We start from the raw sequence: 19,319 nt of genomic DNA on the forward strand, positions 1-19,319 counted from the left end.
CCAAGGCGCAAACGCTCGCTTGGTTGCGTGTTATCTCGGGCGAACTTGCGACAGCGACTCTGAAGCAGCTTGAGGACACGCTGCCCTGGTATGGCGAAATGCCACCAGGGCGGCGTTCCGCCGTCGGTCTGGTGGCTCAGGCCGGCATCACGAGCTTCATTAGCTGGTTCGAAGACCCGACCACTACACCGTGGATTGCTGCGGATGTGTTCGGTGCCGCGCCGCGCGAATTGCTGCGTTCGGTCTCACTCCAGCAAACACTGCAACTGATCCGCATCACGGTTGAAGTTGTCGAAGCTCGAGTTAAAGCTGACGACGATGTGCTTCGAGAAGCGATCTTGTTGTATTCCCGCGAGATCGCTTTTGCGTCGGCAGATGTCTATGCCCGCGCGGCAGAGGCACGTGGATTGTGGGACGCCCGTCTTGAGGCTTTGGTCGTTGATTCCATCCTCAGCGGAGAATACGACAACGAACTTCCCAGTCGCATTGCTGCTCTCGGCTGGAATGGTCATGGCGAAGTCTGCGTTTTGGTGGGCACGGCCCCACGAATGCTCGATGTTGACCAGTTACGACGCACGGCACGGCACTTAGATGCCGACGTATTGATCGGCGTGCAGGGCAGTCGCCTTGTCTTAGTAATCGGTCGCGCAGCCCCTCGTTCTGAGAAGACGGAGGATGCCGAACCTCTGCCGTTCATGACGATCGCAGAGCAGCTCGAGCCTGGCTTCGGTAGCGGACACTTAGTGCTCGGTCCCGAGGTCGCGAGTTTGGTTGAAGCGTCTAAGAGTGCGAAGGCTGCATTGGCCGGATTCGCTGTGGCACGGTCGTGGAGAAACGCACCGCGACCGACTCTCGCCAATGACTTACTGCCGGAGCGCGCCTTCGCGGGCGATCCCCTAGCGCGTTCGACCCTCATCAACAAGATCTATAAGCCGCTCCAGGCTCACTCCACGGACCTGTTGACCACCCTATGGTGCTATCTCGACAATGGTCGCTCGCTTGAAGCGACCGCTCGCGAACTTTTCGTGCATCCAAATACTGTGCGTTATCGCTTAAAGCGTGTCAGCGAAGTTATCGGCTGGGATGCTACCGGTGCGCGCGAAGCATTGATCTTGCAAGCAGCTCTGATCGTTGGCTCAATATCTGACCCCGAGTCGAGCCGCTAGAGCACGGACGACTCTGTTTTTGGTGCATTAACCACAACGATCCCCCAAAGGTTTGGTGGGGTCATCCAAGCGGTTCCGAAAAAAGATTGGCAGACTAGCTAAGTGATTGTTGTAGTTGCGCCCGGCCAGGGCTCCCAGACGCCAGGATTCCTCGCACCGTGGCTCGAAGACGAATCTCTGCGCGATCAGCTCGGGGCTATCTCTGACGTCGCAGGAATCGATCTCGTGAAACACGGCACCGTTTCGGACGCAGACACAATCCGCGATACGGCAGTAGCGCAGCCGCTCATCGTCGCCGCTGGACTGTTGACTCTCGCGGCGCTCACGGCAGACGGACGACGCAAGAACATTGGGGCGGTTGCTGGTCACTCGGTTGGCGAGATAACGGCCGCCGCGGCAGCCGGGATCCTTTCTGAAGACGAAGCGATCCGTTTTGTCGTCGAGCGCGGCGCGTCTATGGCGTCAGCCGCAGCCCTCGAGGCGACGGGGATGTCTGCCGTTATCGGTGGCGATGAAACCGAATTACTCGAACGTCTCGCTGAGCTTGGCTTGCAGCCCGCGAACTTCAACGGCGGCGGGCAGATTGTTGTTGCCGGTGCGCTTGACGCGCTTGCCAACCTGGCCGCCGAGCCTCTCAAAGGAACTCGCGTGATTCCGTTGCAGGTTGCTGGAGCGTTCCACACTCGATACATGCAGCCCGCGGTCGCTCACCTTGAAACGGTCGCGGCTGGCCTCACGAAAAATGAGCCCACCCTGCCGATCTACTCAAATCGCGATGGTTCTCTCATCGAGAGCGGGTCGCACTACGTTGATCTCCTCGTTGGTCAGGTGTCGTCGCCGGTGCGCTGGGACCTCACCATGAACTCACTAGCGGATGCCGGAGTCACCGGAATCATTGAACTCGCGCCAGCAGGCGCCCTAGTTGGTCTCGCAAAGCGCGGGCTCCGGGGCATCCCGGCCGTCGCTGTGAAGACACCAGACGATCTATCCGCAGCATTTGACCTGATGGAGGCCAACGCATGACCGCACCCACCCTCACCCAGTCCGCCGGGTCACAGTTCACGAAAATTTACAGTTATGGCGCTGCCCGCGGCGACCTGATTGTTGACAACAATCAGCTCGTTGAAGCGATCGACTCGAGCGATGAGTGGATTCAGCAGCGCACCGGCATGATCACGCGCCGTCGTGCGTCAGCGGGCATCCTCGCTGTCGATCTCGCGACAGATGCCGCTCGCGAAGCGATTGAGAAGTCTGGCGTCGACCCGTCGGCGATCGACCTCGTGATCATCGCGACGATCAGCAACGTTCTGCAAACGCCGTCGATGTCCGCTGTTGTCGCCGACCGCGTAGGAGCCAACCCTGCCGCGGCGTATGACGTGAACGCTGCGTGCGCTGGCTTCAGCTACGCAGTCACCCAGGCTGACGCCCTGATTCGTGCGGGCGCAGCAAAATACGCCCTCGTAATCGGCGCCGAGAAGCTCTCTGACATTGTCGATCCCACCGACCGCAGCATCTCGTTCCTTCTGGCTGATGGCGCGGGAGCGGTTGTTATCGGTCCGAGCGATACCCCCGGCATCTCGGCTCCGGTCTGGGGCTCGGATGGCTCGAAGGCTGACGCGATCAAGATGAACGCGACACTTGTCGACTTCCGTGAAGGCGACGCTGCGTGGCCGACACTGCGCCAGGAGGGCCAGACCGTCTTCCGTTGGGCTGTTTGGGATATGGCAAAGGTAGCGAAGGAAGCACTGGATGTCGCGGGAATCACCGCAGACGACCTCGCTGCGTTTATCCCTCACCAGGCCAACATGCGCATCATCGACGAGTTTGCGAAGCAGCTGAAGCTGCCCGAGTCTGTCGTGATCGCTCGCGATGTTGCCGACATGGGCAATTCGTCGGCGGCATCCATTCCGCTCGCGACTCACCGTCTGCTCGAAGAGAACCCCGAATTGAGTGGCGGCCTCGCCCTTCAAATCGGTTTTGGTGCAGGGCTCGTATTCGGCGCGCAAGTAATCGTTCTGCCGTAGCACCCCCGCGAAACGCCGCTGCTGGCCTACACTGGCTAACGGTCAATTTACATTCCAAGGAGAAAAACATGGCACTGTCCACTGAAGAAGTTATGGCCGGACTGGCTGAGCTCATCAACGACGAGACCGGCATCGCGACCGACACTGTTGAAATGGGCAAGTCGTTCACCGATGACCTCGATATCGACTCCATCTCGATGATGACGATCGTTGTCAACGCAGAAGAGAAGTTCGACGTTAAGATCCCCGACGAAGAGGTAAAGAACCTCAAGACCGTCGGTGACGCAGTGAGCTTCATCACCAACGCTCAGGCGTAACACCCGCTCGACGTGGACGGCCAACCGCATTCGCTGCGGTTGGCCTCCGCGCAGCACCCCAGGAAGTGACCCCTGGCGGATTCTCTGAGCCATGCACTCAAAAGGAACGTGAAATGACCAAAAAGATCGTTGTAACTGGCATTGGTGCCACCACGCCTCTCGGCGGAACCGCGACAGAGTCGTGGAACGCCCTTCTCGCCGGTGAATCAGGTGCGCGTTCGCTCGAGCACGACTGGGTTGCAGAGCACTCTCTCCCCGTCACCTTTGCTGCCGAGGCCAAGGTTCGCCCCGAAGAGGTTCTCGAGCGCGTTGAATACAAGCGTCTCGACCCGTCTAGCCAGTTCGCTCTGATTTCCGCCCGTGAAGCTTGGGCAGACGCGGGTTCGCCCGACGTCGATCCTGAGCGCATTGGCGTTGACTACTCCACCGGCATCGGCGGACTGTGGACACTGCTCGATGCGTGGGACACCCTGCGCGAAAAAGGCCCACGTCGTGTGCTGCCGATGACGATCCCCATGCTCATGCCGAACGCTGCTGCGGCCGCTATCAGCATGGCCATCCCCTCACGCGCCTATGCGCGCACCGATGTCTCTGCGTGCGCGTCCAGCACCGAAGCACTCGCAAACGCTTACGCTCACCTGCAGGCAGGCCTTGCGGATGTCGTCATCGCCGGTGGCACTGAAGCCGTCGTTCACCCGTTGCCGATTGCTGCCTTCGCCTCGATGCAAGCACTCTCGAAGCGAAACGACGATCCAACAACCGCGTCTCGCCCCTACGACGTTTCTCGAGACGGCTTTGTGCTCGGTGAGGGCGCTGCAACGCTCGTACTCGAGACCGAAGAACACGCTCTCGCTCGCGGCGCACGCATTTACGCCGAGCTCGCTGGTGGCGCCGTGACCAGTGACTCATTCCACATCACTGCACCTGACCCTGAAGGCACCGCCGCGGCACGCGCCGTGCGAGACGCTCTCGAAGCTGCCGGCGCGACCGTCGACCAGGTAACACATATCAACGCGCATGCCACGAGCACTCCCGTTGGCGACATCGCCGAGTACAAGGCGCTCTTGCGCATCTTCGGTGAGCACCTGCCCAACATTCCGGTTTCAGCAACCAAGGGCGCCACAGGGCACCTCTTGGGCGGCACAGGCGCACTTGAGGCAATCTTCACGGTGTTGGCCCTGTACCACCGCACCGCTCCCCCCACGATCAACCTCACCGAGCAGGATCCCGCGATCCCACTCGATGTCGTCACGTCGCCACGCGACCTCGGCTCAGGACCGCAACTAGCGATCAGCAACTCGTTCGGTTTCGGTGGCCATAACGCGGTAGCGGCATTCCGCTCCGTCTAACTAGCCACACCCTCCGCCTACCGCGCAGGTCGAGTTGTTAACGAACTATCGCCCACCAAGATCAATGATCTGGTGGGCGATAGTTCGTTAAGCGTGCTGACCGTTAACGATCCCGATCACTTCGACGCACGAGATTCTGCTTGTTTGTTAGCCGACGGCGCCTTCGCCAGCGAGAGTACCGCCGTCGATGATGAACTCTGAACCGGTGGAGAAGCTCGCGTCGTCGCTTGCCAGGAAGAGCACCATCTTGGTGACCTCTTCTGGCTCACCGATGCGATTGATCGGCGTGCCGGGCTCGCCCACATCAAGACCGTCAGTCATCGGTGTGCGTATTCCGCCCGGGTGAACAGAGTTCACCCGAACACCCTGCGAGCCCAGTTCCATTGCGACGGACTTGGTCAATCCGCGCAACCCAAACTTCGAGGCGGTGTAGCCGTGCAGGGCTGCGTACCCCTGCATTCCGGCCGTCGACGAGATGTTAACGATGGCCGATGTCTCGTTTTTGACGAGTTCTGGAGCCGATGCCTTGATCCCCAGGAATGCTCCCGTGAGGTTGATGCCGATGATCAACGCCCAATCCTTTTCGGTGTAGCCGTCAAGGGTGCCGAAGTTCACTATTCCGGCGTTATTGATCAAGACGTTCAGCCCACCAAAAGTGTCTACGGCAAGCTTGACGGCCGCGTTCCACTCTTCTTCCTTAGTCACATCCAAATGCGTGTAGATCGCATTGGAGCCGAGTTCGTCTGCCAGAGTCTGACCCTCCGCATCCAAGACGTCAGAGATGACAACTTTGCCACCCTCGGCGACGATCGCTCGACTATGGGACTCCCCCATGCCGCGTGCGCCGCCGCTGATGAGAACTACTTTTCCGTCAAACCTAGACATTGTGTTCCTTCCGAATCCTGAAATTATTTCAGCCGGAAGGTCGCAGTCTGAGGACCCGGGAACGGTCCGCTGTGGCGACCGTGCCCGAACAATTCCGGCCACAGTTCAACGCTACGCCGGGAGCCTGCTGAACGCTAGGTGAGAAAGATGATCGCAGGCAACGGTCAGCGTGCTGATCACCAAAAGGGCTCGCGCTAAAGGATGGAACGGCATCCATCGTGCTGAGCGCACTCGCCATCAAACGTCGACTCTGCGGAATCAAGAATGACATCGATACAGTCGTTCCACTCGATCAAAGGTATCCGTGTGTCAACCGCGAGCTCTAGGGCGTGCGTCCGTTCGGAGATCATGATCAACCGACCTTGTGAAGCCACACAACCGCGGAATCTTGACCAGCGTGCCGGAACGACTCAAGTTCGTCATCCCACGCCTGCCCAAGAGCTAAACGGAGTTCGCGGTGCAATTCGAAGGCATCGGATCCTGCAACTTCCATGGCATAGCGAATGCGATCCTCCGGAATCACCATGTTGCCCACGGCGTCGGTTTGCGCGAAGAAAATACCAAGATCGGGGGTGTGCATCCAGCGGCCGCCATCACTACCAGCGCTGGGATCTTCCGTGACCTCGAAACGGAGGTGCTCCCAGCCGCGAAGAGACGACGCGATCTTGGCGCCAGAGCCTTGCGGACCCTCCCAATAGAACTCAGCACGCTGAGAACCCTTGAGCACAGGCTGATCATCCCATGAAAAATTCACGGCACGTTCAAGAGCGCGACCAGCTGCCCACTCGATGTGTGGGCAGAGCGCGCGAGGAGCAGAGTGCACGTAGAGCACTCCGCGAGCGTTTTGTGCAGTCACGATATCTCCGTTCCGTTTGGATGCGACTTCCCCATCGATCCACGAACGGTGCCTGTGACGGCACTCAAGCTATTAAATTGTGCGGCGAACCGCTTGGGGCCATTATCGCCGAAGAATCCGGGAAAATACAAGCGTTGCGGCATATTCGACCGACTTCAGCCCAGATCGAGGCAATTCGGAAGCTTTTAGACGCGGTCGAGGGCCTCGGGAAGCTCACTTCGCCACTCTTCGGGCGCATCCGCCGCCGGTGCGGCGGGGAGGTTTCCTTTGCCGTCCGGCTCGGGAATCGCCGAGATGAGCGCCCGCGTGTAGGGATGAACTGGATCGTTCCAAATGAGATCGGAGACGCCCGATTCGACGATCTTTCCCCGATACATCACCACCGTGCGGTCGGCGATGAGGCGCACGATCGCGAGGTCGTGCGAGATAAACAGCAACCCAGCGCCGGCATCGAGCGCGAGCTTGCGCATCATGTCAGCAACAGATGCCTGGCTCGAAGCATCCAAAGCAGAAATCGGTTCGTCAGCAACCAACAGATCAGGGCGCGCGGCCAAAGCACGCGCGATAGCAACGCGTTGACGTTGACCACCCGACAGCTCATGGGCATAGCGCGAGATCATGTCGGTGGGAAGCCCGACGCGTTCGAGCCACTCCTCGGGGTGGGAGCCCTCATCGCCACGTTCCACCGCGGCACGAATGCCTTCAGCGATTTGTTGACCAACACGAACACGAGGGTTGAGCGATGAGTTCGGGTCTTGGAACACCATCTGGATCGACGTGAACTGCGCGCGACGACGGCGAACACCCAGCAGGGGAACTTCTGAACCGCGATAAGTGACTGAGCCGGCACGCGGCTTCTCCATGCCGACAACGGCTCGCGCCAAACTCGACTTGCCACAGCCGCTCTCCCCCACGAGGGCCAGCACTTCGCCAGGAGCAATCGTGAGCGACACCTCGTCGACAGCGCGAACGACAGTAGCGCCGTGGTACTCGATGACGAGGTCTTCGACCTCAAGCAGTTCGGTCATTTGGTTGACTCCTCGAAGCCGGCGGCGCCCGGAAGCGACGCGAGCAGCTCACGTGTGTACGCGTGCTGCGGGTTAGCAAAAATCTCGCGGCGCACATTCGACTCCACGACTTCACCGTGACGCATCACCGCGATGTCATCGGCGATAGCACTCATGACGCCCAAGTCGTGGGTAACCAACAGAACCGCGAGTTGGCGCTCATCGGCCAAGTCACGCAGCAAGTGCAGGATGCCCGCCTGAACGGTCACGTCAAGCGCCGTCGTTGGTTCGTCCGCGAGCAAAACAATCGGATCGCACGCCAACGCGATCGCAATAGCGATACGTTGTCGTTGCCCGCCCGAAAATTGGTGCGGATAGCGAGTGAGCGCTTCTGCCGGATTCGGAACGCGAACCCGGTCAAGCAGTTCTATGGCATGCGCCCGCGCTTGCTTCGACGACATCCTCAGATGACGCTTCACATGATCAGTGAGCTGCGTACCGACAGTCAACTGCGGGTGCAAGCTCGACGAGGGATCCTGAAAGATCATGGCGATGCGGCGGCCACGAATCTCGTTGAGCTGACGGTGCGACATCCCGACGAGTTCCGTGTCACCGCGCTCGGGCTCGGTCAGGCGAATAGAGCCGCCAACGACCGCATTGCTCGGCAGCAGGCCCAACATCGCGAGCGACGTGACCGTCTTGCCCGAACCCGACTCGCCCGCGAGACCCTGAATACGTCCAGGGGTAAGCGAGAGGCTGATGCCCTTAACGATGGACTTCAGGTCCTTGCGAGAGCCGATACCGATCGTGAGCCCGTCGACCATGAGTACTGGCGTGGTTGATGCGGCTGCGGCATCCGCAGGCTGAGGTGTTGTTTCGTCGATCATGACCGTGCCCCCGCTCGCGAGACCTGAGAGGTCGGGTCGAAGATGTCTCGCAGCGAGTCACCAACAAAGTTGAAGGCCATAACGACAGTGAGAATCGCGAGGCCAGGGAACAACCCGATCCACCAGCTATCGAAGTTCTGGATGGCTGCGGAGATCATCGAACCCCACTCGGCCGTTGGCGGTTGAGCACCGAGCCCAAGAACGAGAGGCCCGAAAGTAACAGGATTGCCGTTCCCACATCGAGGCTCGCGAGAACGAGAATCGGACCAACCACATTGGGCGCAATGTCGACGCGCAAGGTTTTGAACGGCGAGAAGCCCATAAGGCGGCCGGCCATGACGTAGTTCTGGGTTCGAAGCCCCAGCACAATACTTCGCGTCATTCGCGCATATTGCGGCCACGAGACCACGAAAGCTGCGATCACCGCATTGAACAGCGACGGGCCGAGGGCTGCGGCGACCACCATGGCGAGGATGACCGTCGGAAACGCCATCACGAGGTCTGTGAGACGCATAAGCAACTCATCGACCCACTTGCCGAAGTAGCCGGCGATTGCACCAATGAGGGTGCCGACAGCAAGCGACATGAGCACGAGCATGAGCGCCAGCGGAATCGTGACGCTGGCACCGGTCATCAAGCGCGAGAAAATGTCGCGACCGAGAGCATCCGTACCCATGAGGGTGTCGATACCGGGAGCCTGCAGTCGCGGCAAATCTTGCGACAGCGGGTCAAAAGGAACCCACGCACGCGCCGTGAAAGCAATGCCCACCCACGCGAGAGCAATAACAGCACCAATGACACCGAGCGGAGTTATCCACGCGGCAGGAATCTTTAGCCAACGCGTTCTCATGCGAGCCTCACCCTCGGGTCGAGTACACCGTAAAGAAGGTCGACGGCGAAATTGATAGACAGGTAGACAACACCAACGACGAGACCGACGCCCATGACGCCGGGAAGGTCGAGGCTGGTTGCCGAGTTGTAGGCGTAGCTGCCGAGGCCGGGCCACGCGAATACCGCCTCCACGAGCACGGTGCCCGAGAGCAGCGTTCCGAACGCGAGACCAACGATCGTGAGGATCGGCAGGGAGGCACCGCGCAGCACGTAACCGAAGAGCAAGCGCGGGCTACTGAGTCCCTTAGCGCGACCGGCACGAACGTAGTCGGCGTCGAGAACCTCAAGCACAGAAGTGCGAACGAAGCGCGTCAAGAGGCCGATAGTGAAGAGCGACAGGACGAAAACGGGAAGCATAAGGTGCGCGAGTGCGTCCGTGAACGTTACCCATTGGCCGTCAAGGAGCGAGTCCACCGTGTAGAAACCAGTCACGGTCGGCGGCGGCGCTAATGCGGGCGAGAGTCGACCCGAGCCAGGCGCGATGCGCAATTGAAGGAAGAAGAAGTTGAAGCTAACCAGCGCCATCCAGAACGTCGGGATGCTGAGACCGATCAGCGAGAAAACGCGAACGAGCTGGTCGCTGATCTTGCCACGACGGTAGGCCGCAAGCGAGCCGAGAGCGACACCGATGCCGAGGCTGACGATGATCGCGAGCAGTGCGATCTCGACAGTGGCGGGCACTGCCTTGGCGAGGTCGTCAGCGACGGGCTGGGTCGTCCGCAACGAAATCCCCATGTCGCCCTGGAACAGTCCGCCGATGTAGTTGGCGTACTGAACGGGAAGCGGCTGATCAAGGCCGCGTTCCTGGATATACGCCTCGACGGTGGCGGGATTACTCGCCGCCCCTTCACCGAGCGCCGCCGCAATGGGGTCACCCGGCACAAGGTTCGCGAGAGCGAACGTGACGATAGTGACTCCGAAGAGGAGCAGGACTGAGGTTCCGAGGCGACGAAGCAGGTACCCGACCAGAGGTGAACTGGTCGAGTACCTGCGGGTCGCGCGGGGTGTGTTTCCCACGCTAGAGATTCTTTCTACTTAGCTTGCAGTTCAGCGATGTCCATCGTCCAAGTGGAGTTGTAAGCAACTCCATCGATGTACGACGCGGTCGCGATGTTGGAACCAGGAACGATCAGCGGAACGAACGGGCCACGCTGCTGCAGAGCTTCAGCGAAGTTGCTGAATGCAGTCTCGCGCTCGTCGAAGCTCGTGGCGTTCTCTGCTGCCGAAGCCAGGTTCACGACGTCGGTGTCCTGCTCAGCGGTCCAACCGGCGCGCAGTCCAACCTTCTGTCCAGCCGAGAACGGCAGGAAGTTGGCAGAATCGGCGTAGTCGGGGCCCCAGAACCAGATGCTGAAGCCTTCGGTTCCGTTGACGTAGCTGTCGATTTGCGTCGTGAACGGCGCCGGAGCGAGCTCGATGGTGATTCCCGCATCCGCAAGCTGCGACTGGATGCGCTCAGCCAGCGGGGTGAAGCTCACGCCACCAACCGGGTAGTCATTCGGGTATTCGAGCGTGATGCTTTCACCCTTGTAACCGGATGCTTCTAGCGATGCTTCTGCAACGTCGAGGTCCTGCTCAACACCGTTCTCCAGCGCGCCGAGGAACGACGGCGGGATGACACCGGTTGCTTGTTCTGAGCCCGCACCAGCGAGTTCAAGCAGCGCCGGGTAGTCGAGGGCGTAACGAACAGCGTTCGCGAAGTCGGGGTTGGAGGTAACTCCACCCACTTCTTCGCTCTGGTTGATCAGCAAGAAGATGGTCTGTGCCGACGGAGTCGAGAACACGTTGATGCCATCGCTCAAGCTGGCAACCTGGTCGCCACTGAGGTCGACGGCTACCTGCGAGTCATCGCCCTCAAGGTTGATCTTCTGCGTTGCAGCTTCAGAAACGTTGCGGATAACGACGCGAGTGAAGTCGATGTCTTCGTCACCGTTGTAGTTCTCGTTCTCAGTGAGCACTACCTGCGACTCGAAGTTGACCGAGTCGAGGATGTACGGGCCGGAACCAGCAGAAGTCTCGTTCAAGAATGCTTCAGCAGCATCCGAGTCATCGGTCGTTCCGCCGTTTTCGATAACGCGGGCGGAGTTGAGGATCGCGAGCGACGGGTTTGTCATGAGGGCGGGGAGCTTGAGCGACGGGGTCTCCGTGCTGAGCTCAACGGTCATGTCGTCGATCTTGGCGACGGTGATGCCGTTCATCAAGAAGTTCGCCTTGCTCTCGGTCATTCCCGCAACGCGGTTGAGCGAGAAGACAACGTCGTCAGCGGTGATCGCTGAACCGTCGGAGAACACGCGACCCTCGTCGAGAGTGAAGGTGAACACGGTGGCGTCATCGTTCGACTCGAACGTAGCGAGTCCGGGAACGGGAGTCGACTCGTCAGAGCCGGCGAAGTCGAGGAGCGTCTCGTAGAGGGCCTTCGACACCATGTAGCCGGTCGGCACGTAGTTGCGACCGGGGTCGCTGGTCTCGAGCGTGAAAGCGGTGTCAATAACGATGCTGTCGCTTGCTTCGGGTGCTGCTGCAGCGCAACCGGCGAGGGCCAGTGATGCAGTCAGCCCGAAGGCGGCCGCTACGTAGCGGAACTTAGTGCGCAAAGGGAACTCCTTGGTGGTTATAGAACAGCCTCTGGACGGCTGTGCTTGAGATTGGCACAATTCCCGCTAGTCTGTCCAATCAAAGGCACGTTCGTTCAGACCATGAGTCAAACATGAGGGAGTTTTCACACAATATGTCCACAAAAGGCACCCACGGTTCGGCAGGCACTGGACAATCACCGTCCGAATTGGACGAGATCAACCTGAAGATATTGAGCGAGCTGCGCTATAACGGACGAATATCAATGTCGGCTCTCGCAGAGAAGGTAAATGTCTCTCGCGCCAACGTCTATACCCGCGTCGAACAACTGATGTCAGACGGTGTCATCACGGGCTTCAGCGCCCAGATCGACCCAGCGAAAGCGGGACTCGGTATCTGTGCGCTCGTGTTTCTCTCCGTGCATCCGCAAACGTGGGCGAGTTTTCGCGATCGCATCACGAACATGACGGAGATCGAATCCTGCCGCATCACAACGGGCGAGCACGATGCGATGCTGCTCATTCGCGGGCACGAAGTTGGCGCAATTCACGACTTCATCGTTGGAGTGCTCTCGGTGCTTCCCGAAGTTAAGTCTCTCGAAACCGTTCTGGTTCTCGATGAAGTCTTTCAGCGGCCCTACCTGCTGCCGTCAGACTTGCCGGAGCGCCCTCAAGAACCGGCGCAACTGGGCCTCACGCGTTTCACTCGGGCAGACCCCAATCGAGCCGGATTAAACAACTAGCTCGCTAGATGACCTGTACGCAGACGCTCTTACCTGGCACACCATCAAGCACGAACTCTTCAATGAGCTCAAGGCGTCCGTCGGCGCGCGAGCCGAGCGTTGTGCTGCTGTCCCCGAGAAGAGTGGTGTCACTGGCGATGACGTGGTGCACGAAGAATTCGTCGAGCACACCATTGCGATATCGACCAACGCATCGGCCCGCTGTAACGGTGTCGCCAAAGTAGAAACCCCACACAACGCCCGAATTCTCGTCAAACTCGAATTGGGTTGGCTCGGCGCTGACCGCGCTCGCGGTCGACTCCTCAAGGATGAATGTGGTCCCGTCGAGCTGAGGAGCGCTGCGGTGAGCGGGATCAAGGTCGGGCCACGCTCCATGGCGTTCCGCCTCGAGACAGATGCTGACCTCGGTCTTGCCGTTTTTTTCAAACTCTTCGTAGAGTTCAAGCCTGCCGTCCGCCGCCCAACGGATGGTGCTTGACGCCATCCCGAGTACGACCTCGTCGCTGGTTGCCAGACGGTGAGCGAAGCGAATCGACACGACATCGCCATCGCGACGGCCAACGAAGCGCCCGAGAGCGACCGTGTCTCCGTAATACTCACCCCAGACCATTTGGCCTTCTTGGCGGTAGCGGAACCGGGTAGGAGACGTTGCGGAAACTTCGCTCCCCGACGAGAAGGTCAGGATGAACTCGCGATCGTTGATCGACTCGGGAACAGGCTGGGCCGCTGCTGCAGCTACGGGGGAATCACTCACGCAGATGAGTATGGGGCTACGAGCTTGTTGGTGCGAAATCGGCCGCGATGAGTCCAGTTCATCCAGCACACACCGTTCCTAGATGGACGTTCCGTCGTGACACGCGGCAGCAACGTCTCCATTGATCCACCCCGAAATATTAGACGCGAAGGAACAATTGTGGCCTGACTTTGGTGCAAAGAACTCGACACACCGAGCAGTAGCGGCCGAGCATCCACCCCATCACTATCGTCAGTTACTACATACTCAGTATCGATTTACCCGGAAGGTCTGGCATGTCAATCCGCCACAGCTTGCTCTCGATCTTGGCGCAGGGTCCCTGCTACGGCTATCAGTTGCGTTCCGAATTCGACCGGCGCACCGGGTCAACGTGGTCCGTTAACGTCGGTCAGATCTACAACACGCTCGATCGCCTCGTGCGCGACGACCTGGTGGCTAAAACCAGCGCGCCTGTTGACTCCAACACCGACTCCTCGCAACAGACCTATTACGCAATCACGCCAGCGGGAAAGCTCGAAGTCGATCGGTGGTTCGATACCCCCATTGACAGCTACTCAGTCAGCCGCGACGAACTCGCGATCAAGCTCGCAATTGCCGTCACTCTGCCGGGTGTCGATGCATACGCCGTCATCGAGCGTCAGCGACAGACCACGCGCGGCGTCGTTGGCGCCCTCTCTCTCACCGTGGAAGTGCGTGAGGATGCCCGCGACGCCAGCCAACTCGCCGAGCAATTCGTGACCGATTCGCTCTACGCCCACGCGGAAGCAGAATTGCAGTGGCTCGATCACGTCGAGGCCGCGTTGACGACGGCGCAGTCGCTCGGCTTTGCCGACTCGTTTGCCCTCAACCTCACCAAGCCGAAACGGGGCAGACCGGCGACGACCGCTGCTGCGTCCCCTAACGATTGAGCTGTGAACAGTTGCCGACGCCGAAACTGCTATTTGGCGCGGTCGTAGCGATCGACGATAGCGGTCGTGAGCGGGAACGTCGCGGGGATATCCCCGAACACGAGACGACCGGCATCCGCTGCTGCCGCTGTCACATGCTCGGCGACACTGTCCGCTAGCTCAGCCGGAGCGTGCACCACCACTTCGTCGTGCAAGAAAAAGACCAAGTGTGGTGCGTCGGTGAGCCACGCGGCATCCGAAAGTTGAGTGAGCTGATTGCGGATGCTCGCCATCCAGCACAGAGCCCACTCTGCAGCGGTGCCTTGAACGATGAAGTTGCGCGTAAAGCGCCCCCAGGAGCGCCCCTGTTCTTGCGACGCTGCACGCTGGGCCGGGGACTGCGAGTCGTCGTAAGCCGCCGAATGGGCGCCGGGAGGGGAACTGCGACCCAGCTGAGTGCTTACCACCTCACCACGTTCACCCGAGCGCGCCGCCTGCTCGACAAGGGCAATCGCCGCAGGGTAGGCGCGCGCTAGTCGAGGCATCAGTCGACCGCTCTCCCCCGAAGTCGCCCCATACATCGCGCCCAGCATCGCGAGCTTGGCATGGGCACGAGAATCAACCGCACCACTCGCCACAATGCCCTCGTACAGATCGCCCGAAGCCCCAGCCGCGACCATTCCTCGATCTCCGGCCATCGCGGCCAGAATTCGTGGCTCGAGTTGCGACGCGTCGGCGACCACAAACTTCCATCCCGGATCGGCCCTCACTGCGCCGCGAATAAGGTGCGGCAACTGCAGCGCGCCTCCGCCGCTCGTCGCCCACCGACCAGTCACGACACCGCCGGGAATATAATCGGGGCGAAAACGCCCGTCGACAATCCACGAGTCGAGCCACGACCATCCATTGGCCGTCATGAGGCGCTGGAGCTTCTTGAATTCGAGAAGCGGTGCTATCGCCGGATGCTTGAGCTGTTTGAGCTCCCACGACCGAGTTGACGTCGCTTGAATGCCCGCAACGCTCAACGCGTGCAAGAGTTCAGCGGGAGATTCTGGGGCCAATCGCGGGGAGTCGAGCAGCGTGCGAATCTCCTCAACCAGTGCTTCGAGTTTCACTGGCCGTGCACCCTCGGTACTCGGTCGCGGGCCGAGCATCTCGGTCAAGATCTCATCATGCGCTTGCGCGCTCCACGGCAGACCAGCAAAGCGCATCTCCGCGGCGATCAGCGCACCAGCCGACTCCGCCGAGAGCAGTCGCTGCAGGCGCCCGGTCTCGGTGGAGCTGGCAACGGCCTCGAGTTGGCTCAAAAATTCCGCAAGAACGTCGAGTTCGCCATCCTCTAAAGCCTGATCGTCCTCCTCGAAGTCAAAGAGCGTCGAGTGTTGCGGGGTGACGTGATCGACGGGCGCGGCATGGCCCGCTTGAGCGAGGGCATCCCACCGACTGGATCGCACTTTGGCCAGCGACGATTCGCGAGTGAAGACCGAATTTCTCAGAATCGCATGACACAACCGAAGGTCGAAGCAACGATTAACGCGCACCCGTGCCTCTAACAAAGCCGGGTACCACGCCGCCGTGTCATGCCACACCCACCGAGTGTCAGGCTCGGCGCGTTGCGTCTGCGCAACAAAGGCAGCCAGATCGTCGACAAGGATTTCGCCAACAACCGCGCCCGCCGCATCCACGCGTGTGGCGGTGAGGGTGCGGCCACTAGTCGTCAGCACGAAGTACACGTGACTAGTCTGCCGTGCTCCGCCGACACCGGCTGCCTAACTGAACGGTTCGGCGGTCTTCATCCCCCTATCGCCCTGATGTGAGATTGTTCGACGACGGTCACGCACTGACTTCAGGCGCAGACGGCCACGGGCTAGCCAGAGGCACTCCGATCAACGTTGGTCGGAGTGCACTCAAGTAGTTGGCTAGCCCATGGACGTGTCAGGCGGCGTTCTCGCGGGGCTGTTCTACGAGGTAGCTGCTGTAAGCGCTCAGCGTAAGGAAGGTGGGGAACTCTTCCTGCAGCGTTACTTCGCGGAACACCGCTGCGGCCTCGTCGAAGCGATCGCCTGGAGTGCGTTCGATGGTTCCAAACACGTGAGCGAGTTCTTCCTCAATGCTGCGATGGGTGATGGCAGTGCCCTCTGCAGTGACAACGCCTTGGTGCATCCATTGCCACAATTGACTGCGGCTGATCTCGGCGGTTGCTGCATCTTCCATGAGGTTATCGATGGCGGCGGCTCCGACCCCGCGCAACCAACTCTCGATGTAGCGCAACGCAATGGACACGTTTGAACGCACTCCCGCATCCGTTACCGCGCCATCAATGCGCAAGTCGAGCAGGTCCTCCGCTGTCACGTGGACATCGTCGCGCAAGCGGTCGACCTGGTTGGGGCGCTCCCCCAGTACAGCGTCGAACTCCGCACGGGCGGTCTCGATGAGATCAGGATGCGCGACCCAGGTGCCATCGAAGCCGTCAGTGGCTTCGCGGCGCTTGTCGCGAGTCACGGCATCCAGGGCTCGAGCCGTCACTTCGGGGTCACGACGATTGGGAATGAACGCACTCATGCCACCAATGGCATGTGCTCCCCGCTTGTGGCAGGTCGAGACCAGCAACTCGGTATAGGCCCTCATGAAGGGCACCGTCATGGTGATCGCCGAGCGGTCAGGAAGCACGAAACTGGCACCGCGGCCACGGAAGTTCTTGATGATCGAGAAAATGTAATCCCAGCGACCCGCGTTCAGGCCAGCGCAATGTTCACGCAGTTCGTACAGGATTTCATCCATCTCGAAAGCGGCCGGAATAGTCTCGATGAGTACCGTGGCGCGAATCGTGCCGTGGGGAATGCTGAGGGCGTTCTCGGCAAAAGTGAAAACGTCATCCCACAGTCTCGCTTCGAGGTGGTTCTCGATTTTGGCGATGTAAAAGTAAGGACCGCTGCCACGCTCAATTAGTTCGTGCGCATTATGGAATATGTATAGCCCAAAGTCGACGAGTGAACCGGATGCCGGCGTGCGTTGCCCAGCACGATCCGTGTATCGCAGGTGCTTTTCTACCAAGTGCCAACCACGAGGGCGCATCACGATCGTGGGAGTCTCCTCACCCAACGCGTAGGTCTTGCCCTCGGGGCTCGTGAAGTCGATCTGACGGCGAATCGCGTCATAGAGATTGGTCTGGCCCCCGATGACGTTCTGCCAAGTGGGGCTGGTGGCATCTTCTTGATCGGCCAGCCACACTTTGGCACCCGAGTTCATGGCATTAACCGTCATCTTGCGGTCAGTGGGCCCTGTGATTTCGACGCGGCGATCATGCAAGCCGGGGCCGGCCCCAGCAACGCGCCAGCTGGTGTCTTCACGAATTGCTGCCGTCTCCGGCAGAAAGCGCAGATTGCGGCCGTTAGTGATGTGCTTACGTGACTCCATACGGGCTGCGAGACGATCGTGGCGACGCCCCGCAAACTGGTCGTGCAGTCGAGTCAAAAAGTGCAGGGCTTCTGGTGTGAGGATTTCGTTGAATCGTTCGTGCGATTCAGCGATGGGTTCCATTCTGTGCGTGGTCATGATGAGTCCTTAGAAAGATTTTGAGACGTGCAGGTGTGTGGGTGCCAGTGCCGGCATCGTGCCGCTGCAGGCACTGGCAGCGCTGATTTAGTGAAATTGGGCGGTTTCAGTGCTTCCGACCAGTGCGAGCGTTTCGCTCGTGGGGTTGAGAGCGGTCGCAATGCGATCGAAGTACCCCGTTCCGACTTCGCGCTGGTGGCGCGTTGCCGTGTAACCGTCTGCTTCTGACGCGAACTCTGCCTCCTGCAGTTCCACATACGCGCTCATGTGGCGCTCGCTGTAGCCCTTTGCGAGGGTGTACATCGAGTGGTTGAGGGCATGGAAACCGGCGAGGGTGATGAACTGGAACGCGTACCCCATGGCGGCAAGCTCACGCTGGAACGTCGCAATTTGGGCATCATCGAGGTGACGCTTCCAGTTGAACGATGGCGAGCAGTTGTACGCAAGTTTTTTGCCCGGGAATTCCTTGTGGATGCTCTCCGCAAACGTTCGCGCCAGCTCAAGGTCAGGCTTCGAACTTTCCACCCAGAGCAGGTCCGCGTAGGGAGCGTAAGCGTGGCCGCGGCTGAGCACCGTTTCGATGCCGGGGGTGGTGCGATAGAAACCGTCGCTCGTACGCTCTCCGGTAAGAAAAGGCTTGTCGCGGTCATCCACATCGTTGGTGATGAGGTCGGCAGCAAGCGAGTCTGTGCGAGCAATAATGATGCTCGAAACACCGGCAACGTCGGCGGCGAGGCGCGCCGCGTTGAGCGTGCGAACGTGCTGAGCCGTTGGGATGAGCACCTTGCCGCCCATGTGGCCGCACTTCTTTTCTGAGGCGAGCTGGTCTTCCCAGTGCACGCCGGCCGCTCCGGCTTCGATCATGGATGACATGAGCTCGTAGGCATTCAGCGGCCCGCCGAAGCCGGCCTCAGCATCCGCAACAATCGGTGCCATCCAGTCGGTAGCGGGGGCACCGAACTCGGCGGTTTCAATCTGGTCGGCACGCATCAGCGCGTTGTTGATCCGGCGCACGACGGCAGGAACGCTGTTCGCCGGGTACAGGCTCTGGTCGGGGTAGGTCTGACCCGAGAGGTTGGCGTCGGCGGCAACCTGCCAGCCGCTGAGGTAGATCGCTTCGAGCCCGGCGCGAACCTGTTGAACGGCTTGGTTGCCGGTGAGCGCTCCGAGGGCGGCGACCCATTCGGTGTCGTCGCGCTGAATAAGGTTCCAGAGGTTTTCGGCTCCTCGACGCGCGAGGGTGCGATCTTCCCGAACACTTCCGCGGAGAGCGATGACGTCTTCGGCGCTGAAATCGCGGTCGATACCGTTCCAGCGTGCATCCGTCTTCCACTCGGTTTCGAGCTCTGTTGCGGTTTGCATCTGGTCGCCTGGGCGGTTGTTCGTCATGGTGTGCTCCTCGGTCGGTGGTTCCTTTCTTCGACT

At 60.1% G+C, this 19,319-nt stretch carries 19 protein-coding genes; 7 read left to right on the plus strand and 12 right to left on the minus strand.

Features of this window, described 5'->3' with window-relative positions; genetic code table 11:
- Nucleotides 1-23 precede the first annotated feature (23 nt).
- From ON14_RS02175 to ON14_RS02195, 5 genes are all read left to right on the plus strand, one after another.
- Nucleotides 24-1,166 (plus strand): helix-turn-helix domain-containing protein, encoded by a 1,143-nt coding sequence (locus tag ON14_RS02175; RefSeq protein WP_010202786.1) that lies wholly within the window; start codon nucleotides 24-26, stop codon nucleotides 1,164-1,166.
- Between the two features lie 102 nt (nucleotides 1,167-1,268).
- Nucleotides 1,269-2,189 (plus strand): ACP S-malonyltransferase, encoded by a 921-nt coding sequence (locus ON14_RS02180; protein WP_010202788.1) that lies wholly within the window; start codon nucleotides 1,269-1,271, stop codon nucleotides 2,187-2,189.
- Nucleotides 2,186-3,190: a beta-ketoacyl-ACP synthase III gene (locus ON14_RS02185; protein ID WP_010202790.1), complete on the plus strand. Its 1,005-nt coding sequence runs from the start codon at nucleotides 2,186-2,188 to the stop codon at nucleotides 3,188-3,190. The genes ON14_RS02180 and ON14_RS02185 overlap by 4 nt, the downstream gene beginning before the upstream one ends.
- A gap of 68 nt (nucleotides 3,191-3,258) precedes the next feature.
- On the plus strand, nucleotides 3,259-3,507 hold the full coding sequence (locus ON14_RS02190; protein ID WP_010202791.1) for an acyl carrier protein: 249 nt from the start codon (nucleotides 3,259-3,261) through the stop codon (nucleotides 3,505-3,507).
- Between the two features lie 113 nt (nucleotides 3,508-3,620).
- Complete coding sequence (locus ON14_RS02195; protein WP_010202792.1) at nucleotides 3,621-4,856, plus strand: beta-ketoacyl-[acyl-carrier-protein] synthase family protein; 1,236 nt, start codon at nucleotides 3,621-3,623, stop codon at nucleotides 4,854-4,856.
- A 147-nt stretch (nucleotides 4,857-5,003) separates the two neighbouring features.
- Here ON14_RS02195 and ON14_RS02200 read toward each other — a convergent pair whose 3' ends face one another.
- The 8 genes from ON14_RS02200 to ON14_RS02230 all read right to left on the minus strand — a co-directional run bounded on the left by ON14_RS02200 (nucleotide 5,004) and on the right by ON14_RS02230 (nucleotide 11,976).
- Nucleotides 5,004-5,741, minus strand: a complete 738-nt coding sequence (locus ON14_RS02200) for an SDR family oxidoreductase (RefSeq protein WP_010202793.1) — start codon at nucleotides 5,739-5,741, stop codon at nucleotides 5,004-5,006.
- A gap of 352 nt (nucleotides 5,742-6,093) precedes the next feature.
- Nucleotides 6,094-6,597, minus strand: coding sequence for a DUF3145 domain-containing protein (locus tag ON14_RS02205; protein ID WP_010202795.1), 504 nt, complete (start codon nucleotides 6,595-6,597; stop codon nucleotides 6,094-6,096).
- 185 nt (nucleotides 6,598-6,782) lie between these two features.
- Entirely contained in the window at nucleotides 6,783-7,625 is an 843-nt protein-coding gene (locus ON14_RS02210; RefSeq protein WP_010202797.1) for an ABC transporter ATP-binding protein, read from the minus strand.
- Complete coding sequence (locus tag ON14_RS02215; RefSeq protein ID WP_010202799.1) at nucleotides 7,622-8,491, minus strand: ABC transporter ATP-binding protein; 870 nt, start codon at nucleotides 8,489-8,491, stop codon at nucleotides 7,622-7,624. The genes ON14_RS02210 and ON14_RS02215 overlap by 4 nt, the downstream gene beginning before the upstream one ends.
- The gene (locus ON14_RS16050) at nucleotides 8,488-8,649 is read right to left on the minus strand and encodes a hypothetical protein (protein ID WP_010202800.1); all 162 of its coding nucleotides are present in this window, start codon (nucleotides 8,647-8,649) and stop codon (nucleotides 8,488-8,490) included. Before ON14_RS16050 ends, ON14_RS02215 begins: the two co-directional genes overlap by 4 nt.
- The gene (locus ON14_RS02220; RefSeq protein ID WP_010202802.1) at nucleotides 8,646-9,341 is read right to left on the minus strand and encodes an ABC transporter permease; all 696 of its coding nucleotides are present in this window, start codon (nucleotides 9,339-9,341) and stop codon (nucleotides 8,646-8,648) included. Before ON14_RS02220 ends, ON14_RS16050 begins: the two co-directional genes overlap by 4 nt.
- Nucleotides 9,338-10,399, minus strand: coding sequence for an ABC transporter permease (locus ON14_RS02225; protein WP_010202804.1), 1,062 nt, complete (start codon nucleotides 10,397-10,399; stop codon nucleotides 9,338-9,340). The genes ON14_RS02220 and ON14_RS02225 overlap by 4 nt, the downstream gene beginning before the upstream one ends.
- 14 nt (nucleotides 10,400-10,413) lie before the next feature.
- Entirely contained in the window at nucleotides 10,414-11,976 is a 1,563-nt protein-coding gene (locus ON14_RS02230) for an ABC transporter substrate-binding protein (RefSeq protein WP_010202805.1), read from the minus strand.
- A gap of 245 nt (nucleotides 11,977-12,221) precedes the next feature.
- On the opposite strand from ON14_RS02230, the gene ON14_RS02235 reads away from it, so the two are divergent.
- Nucleotides 12,222-12,698: an Lrp/AsnC family transcriptional regulator gene (locus ON14_RS02235; protein WP_229820251.1), complete on the plus strand. Its 477-nt coding sequence runs from the start codon at nucleotides 12,222-12,224 to the stop codon at nucleotides 12,696-12,698.
- A gap of 4 nt (nucleotides 12,699-12,702) precedes the next feature.
- On the opposite strand, the gene ON14_RS02240 is transcribed toward ON14_RS02235, so the two are convergent.
- Complete coding sequence (locus tag ON14_RS02240; protein WP_141629906.1) at nucleotides 12,703-13,452, minus strand: hypothetical protein; 750 nt, start codon at nucleotides 13,450-13,452, stop codon at nucleotides 12,703-12,705.
- 275 nt (nucleotides 13,453-13,727) lie between these two features.
- Here ON14_RS02240 and ON14_RS02245 point away from each other — a divergent pair, with 275 nt between their 5' ends.
- Nucleotides 13,728-14,360: a PadR family transcriptional regulator gene (locus ON14_RS02245; protein ID WP_010202810.1), complete on the plus strand. Its 633-nt coding sequence runs from the start codon at nucleotides 13,728-13,730 to the stop codon at nucleotides 14,358-14,360.
- Nucleotides 14,361-14,389: 29 nt separating this feature from the next.
- Here the strand turns inward: ON14_RS02245 and ON14_RS02250 are convergent, their stop codons facing one another.
- The 3 genes from ON14_RS02250 to aceA all read right to left on the minus strand — a co-directional run bounded on the left by ON14_RS02250 (nucleotide 14,390) and on the right by aceA (nucleotide 19,283).
- A complete protein-coding gene (locus ON14_RS02250) occupies nucleotides 14,390-16,072 on the minus strand; it encodes a bifunctional 3'-5' exonuclease/DNA polymerase (RefSeq protein WP_010202812.1) in 1,683 nt (560 codons plus the stop codon).
- Nucleotides 16,073-16,274: 202 nt separating this feature from the next.
- On the minus strand, nucleotides 16,275-17,894 hold the full coding sequence (gene aceB / locus ON14_RS02255) for a malate synthase A (RefSeq protein WP_050992977.1): 1,620 nt from the start codon (nucleotides 17,892-17,894) through the stop codon (nucleotides 16,275-16,277).
- 87 nt (nucleotides 17,895-17,981) lie between these two features.
- Nucleotides 17,982-19,283 carry an isocitrate lyase gene (gene aceA / locus ON14_RS02260; protein ID WP_026037479.1) on the minus strand — a complete coding sequence of 434 codons (1,302 nt, stop codon included), beginning with the start codon at nucleotides 19,281-19,283 and terminating at the stop codon, nucleotides 17,982-17,984.
- Nucleotides 19,284-19,319: the final 36 nt, after the last annotated feature.

The sequence above is a fragment of the Salinibacterium sp. PAMC 21357 genome, assembly GCF_000247645.1.
In the GTDB taxonomy this organism is placed as follows: domain Bacteria; phylum Actinomycetota; class Actinomycetes; order Actinomycetales; family Microbacteriaceae; genus Rhodoglobus.

What these genes read in the sequence shown, in the direction of transcription:
- ON14_RS02235 (WP_229820251.1), top strand. Translation starts at nt 12,222, where the DNA reads ATGTCGGCTCTCGCAGAGAAGGTAAATGTCTCTCGCGCCAACGTCTAT.
- ON14_RS02220 (WP_010202802.1), bottom strand. Translation starts at nt 9,341, where the DNA reads ATGAGAACGCGTTGGCTAAAGATTCCTGCCGCGTGGATAACTCCGCTC.
- ON14_RS02195 (WP_010202792.1), top strand. Translation starts at nt 3,621, where the DNA reads ATGACCAAAAAGATCGTTGTAACTGGCATTGGTGCCACCACGCCTCTC.
- aceA (WP_026037479.1), bottom strand. Translation starts at nt 19,283, where the DNA reads ATGACGAACAACCGCCCAGGCGACCAGATGCAAACCGCAACAGAGCTC.
- ON14_RS02185 (WP_010202790.1), top strand. Translation starts at nt 2,186, where the DNA reads ATGACCGCACCCACCCTCACCCAGTCCGCCGGGTCACAGTTCACGAAA.
- ON14_RS02245 (WP_010202810.1), top strand. Translation starts at nt 13,728, where the DNA reads ATGTCAATCCGCCACAGCTTGCTCTCGATCTTGGCGCAGGGTCCCTGC.
- ON14_RS02210 (WP_010202797.1), bottom strand. Translation starts at nt 7,625, where the DNA reads ATGACCGAACTGCTTGAGGTCGAAGACCTCGTCATCGAGTACCACGGC.
- aceB (WP_050992977.1), bottom strand. Translation starts at nt 17,894, where the DNA reads ATGACCACGCACAGAATGGAACCCATCGCTGAATCGCACGAACGATTC.
- ON14_RS02215 (WP_010202799.1), bottom strand. Translation starts at nt 8,491, where the DNA reads ATGATCGACGAAACAACACCTCAGCCTGCGGATGCCGCAGCCGCATCA.
- ON14_RS16050 (WP_010202800.1), bottom strand. Translation starts at nt 8,649, where the DNA reads ATGATCTCCGCAGCCATCCAGAACTTCGATAGCTGGTGGATCGGGTTG.
- ON14_RS02200 (WP_010202793.1), bottom strand. Translation starts at nt 5,741, where the DNA reads ATGTCTAGGTTTGACGGAAAAGTAGTTCTCATCAGCGGCGGCGCACGC.
- ON14_RS02190 (WP_010202791.1), top strand. Translation starts at nt 3,259, where the DNA reads ATGGCACTGTCCACTGAAGAAGTTATGGCCGGACTGGCTGAGCTCATC.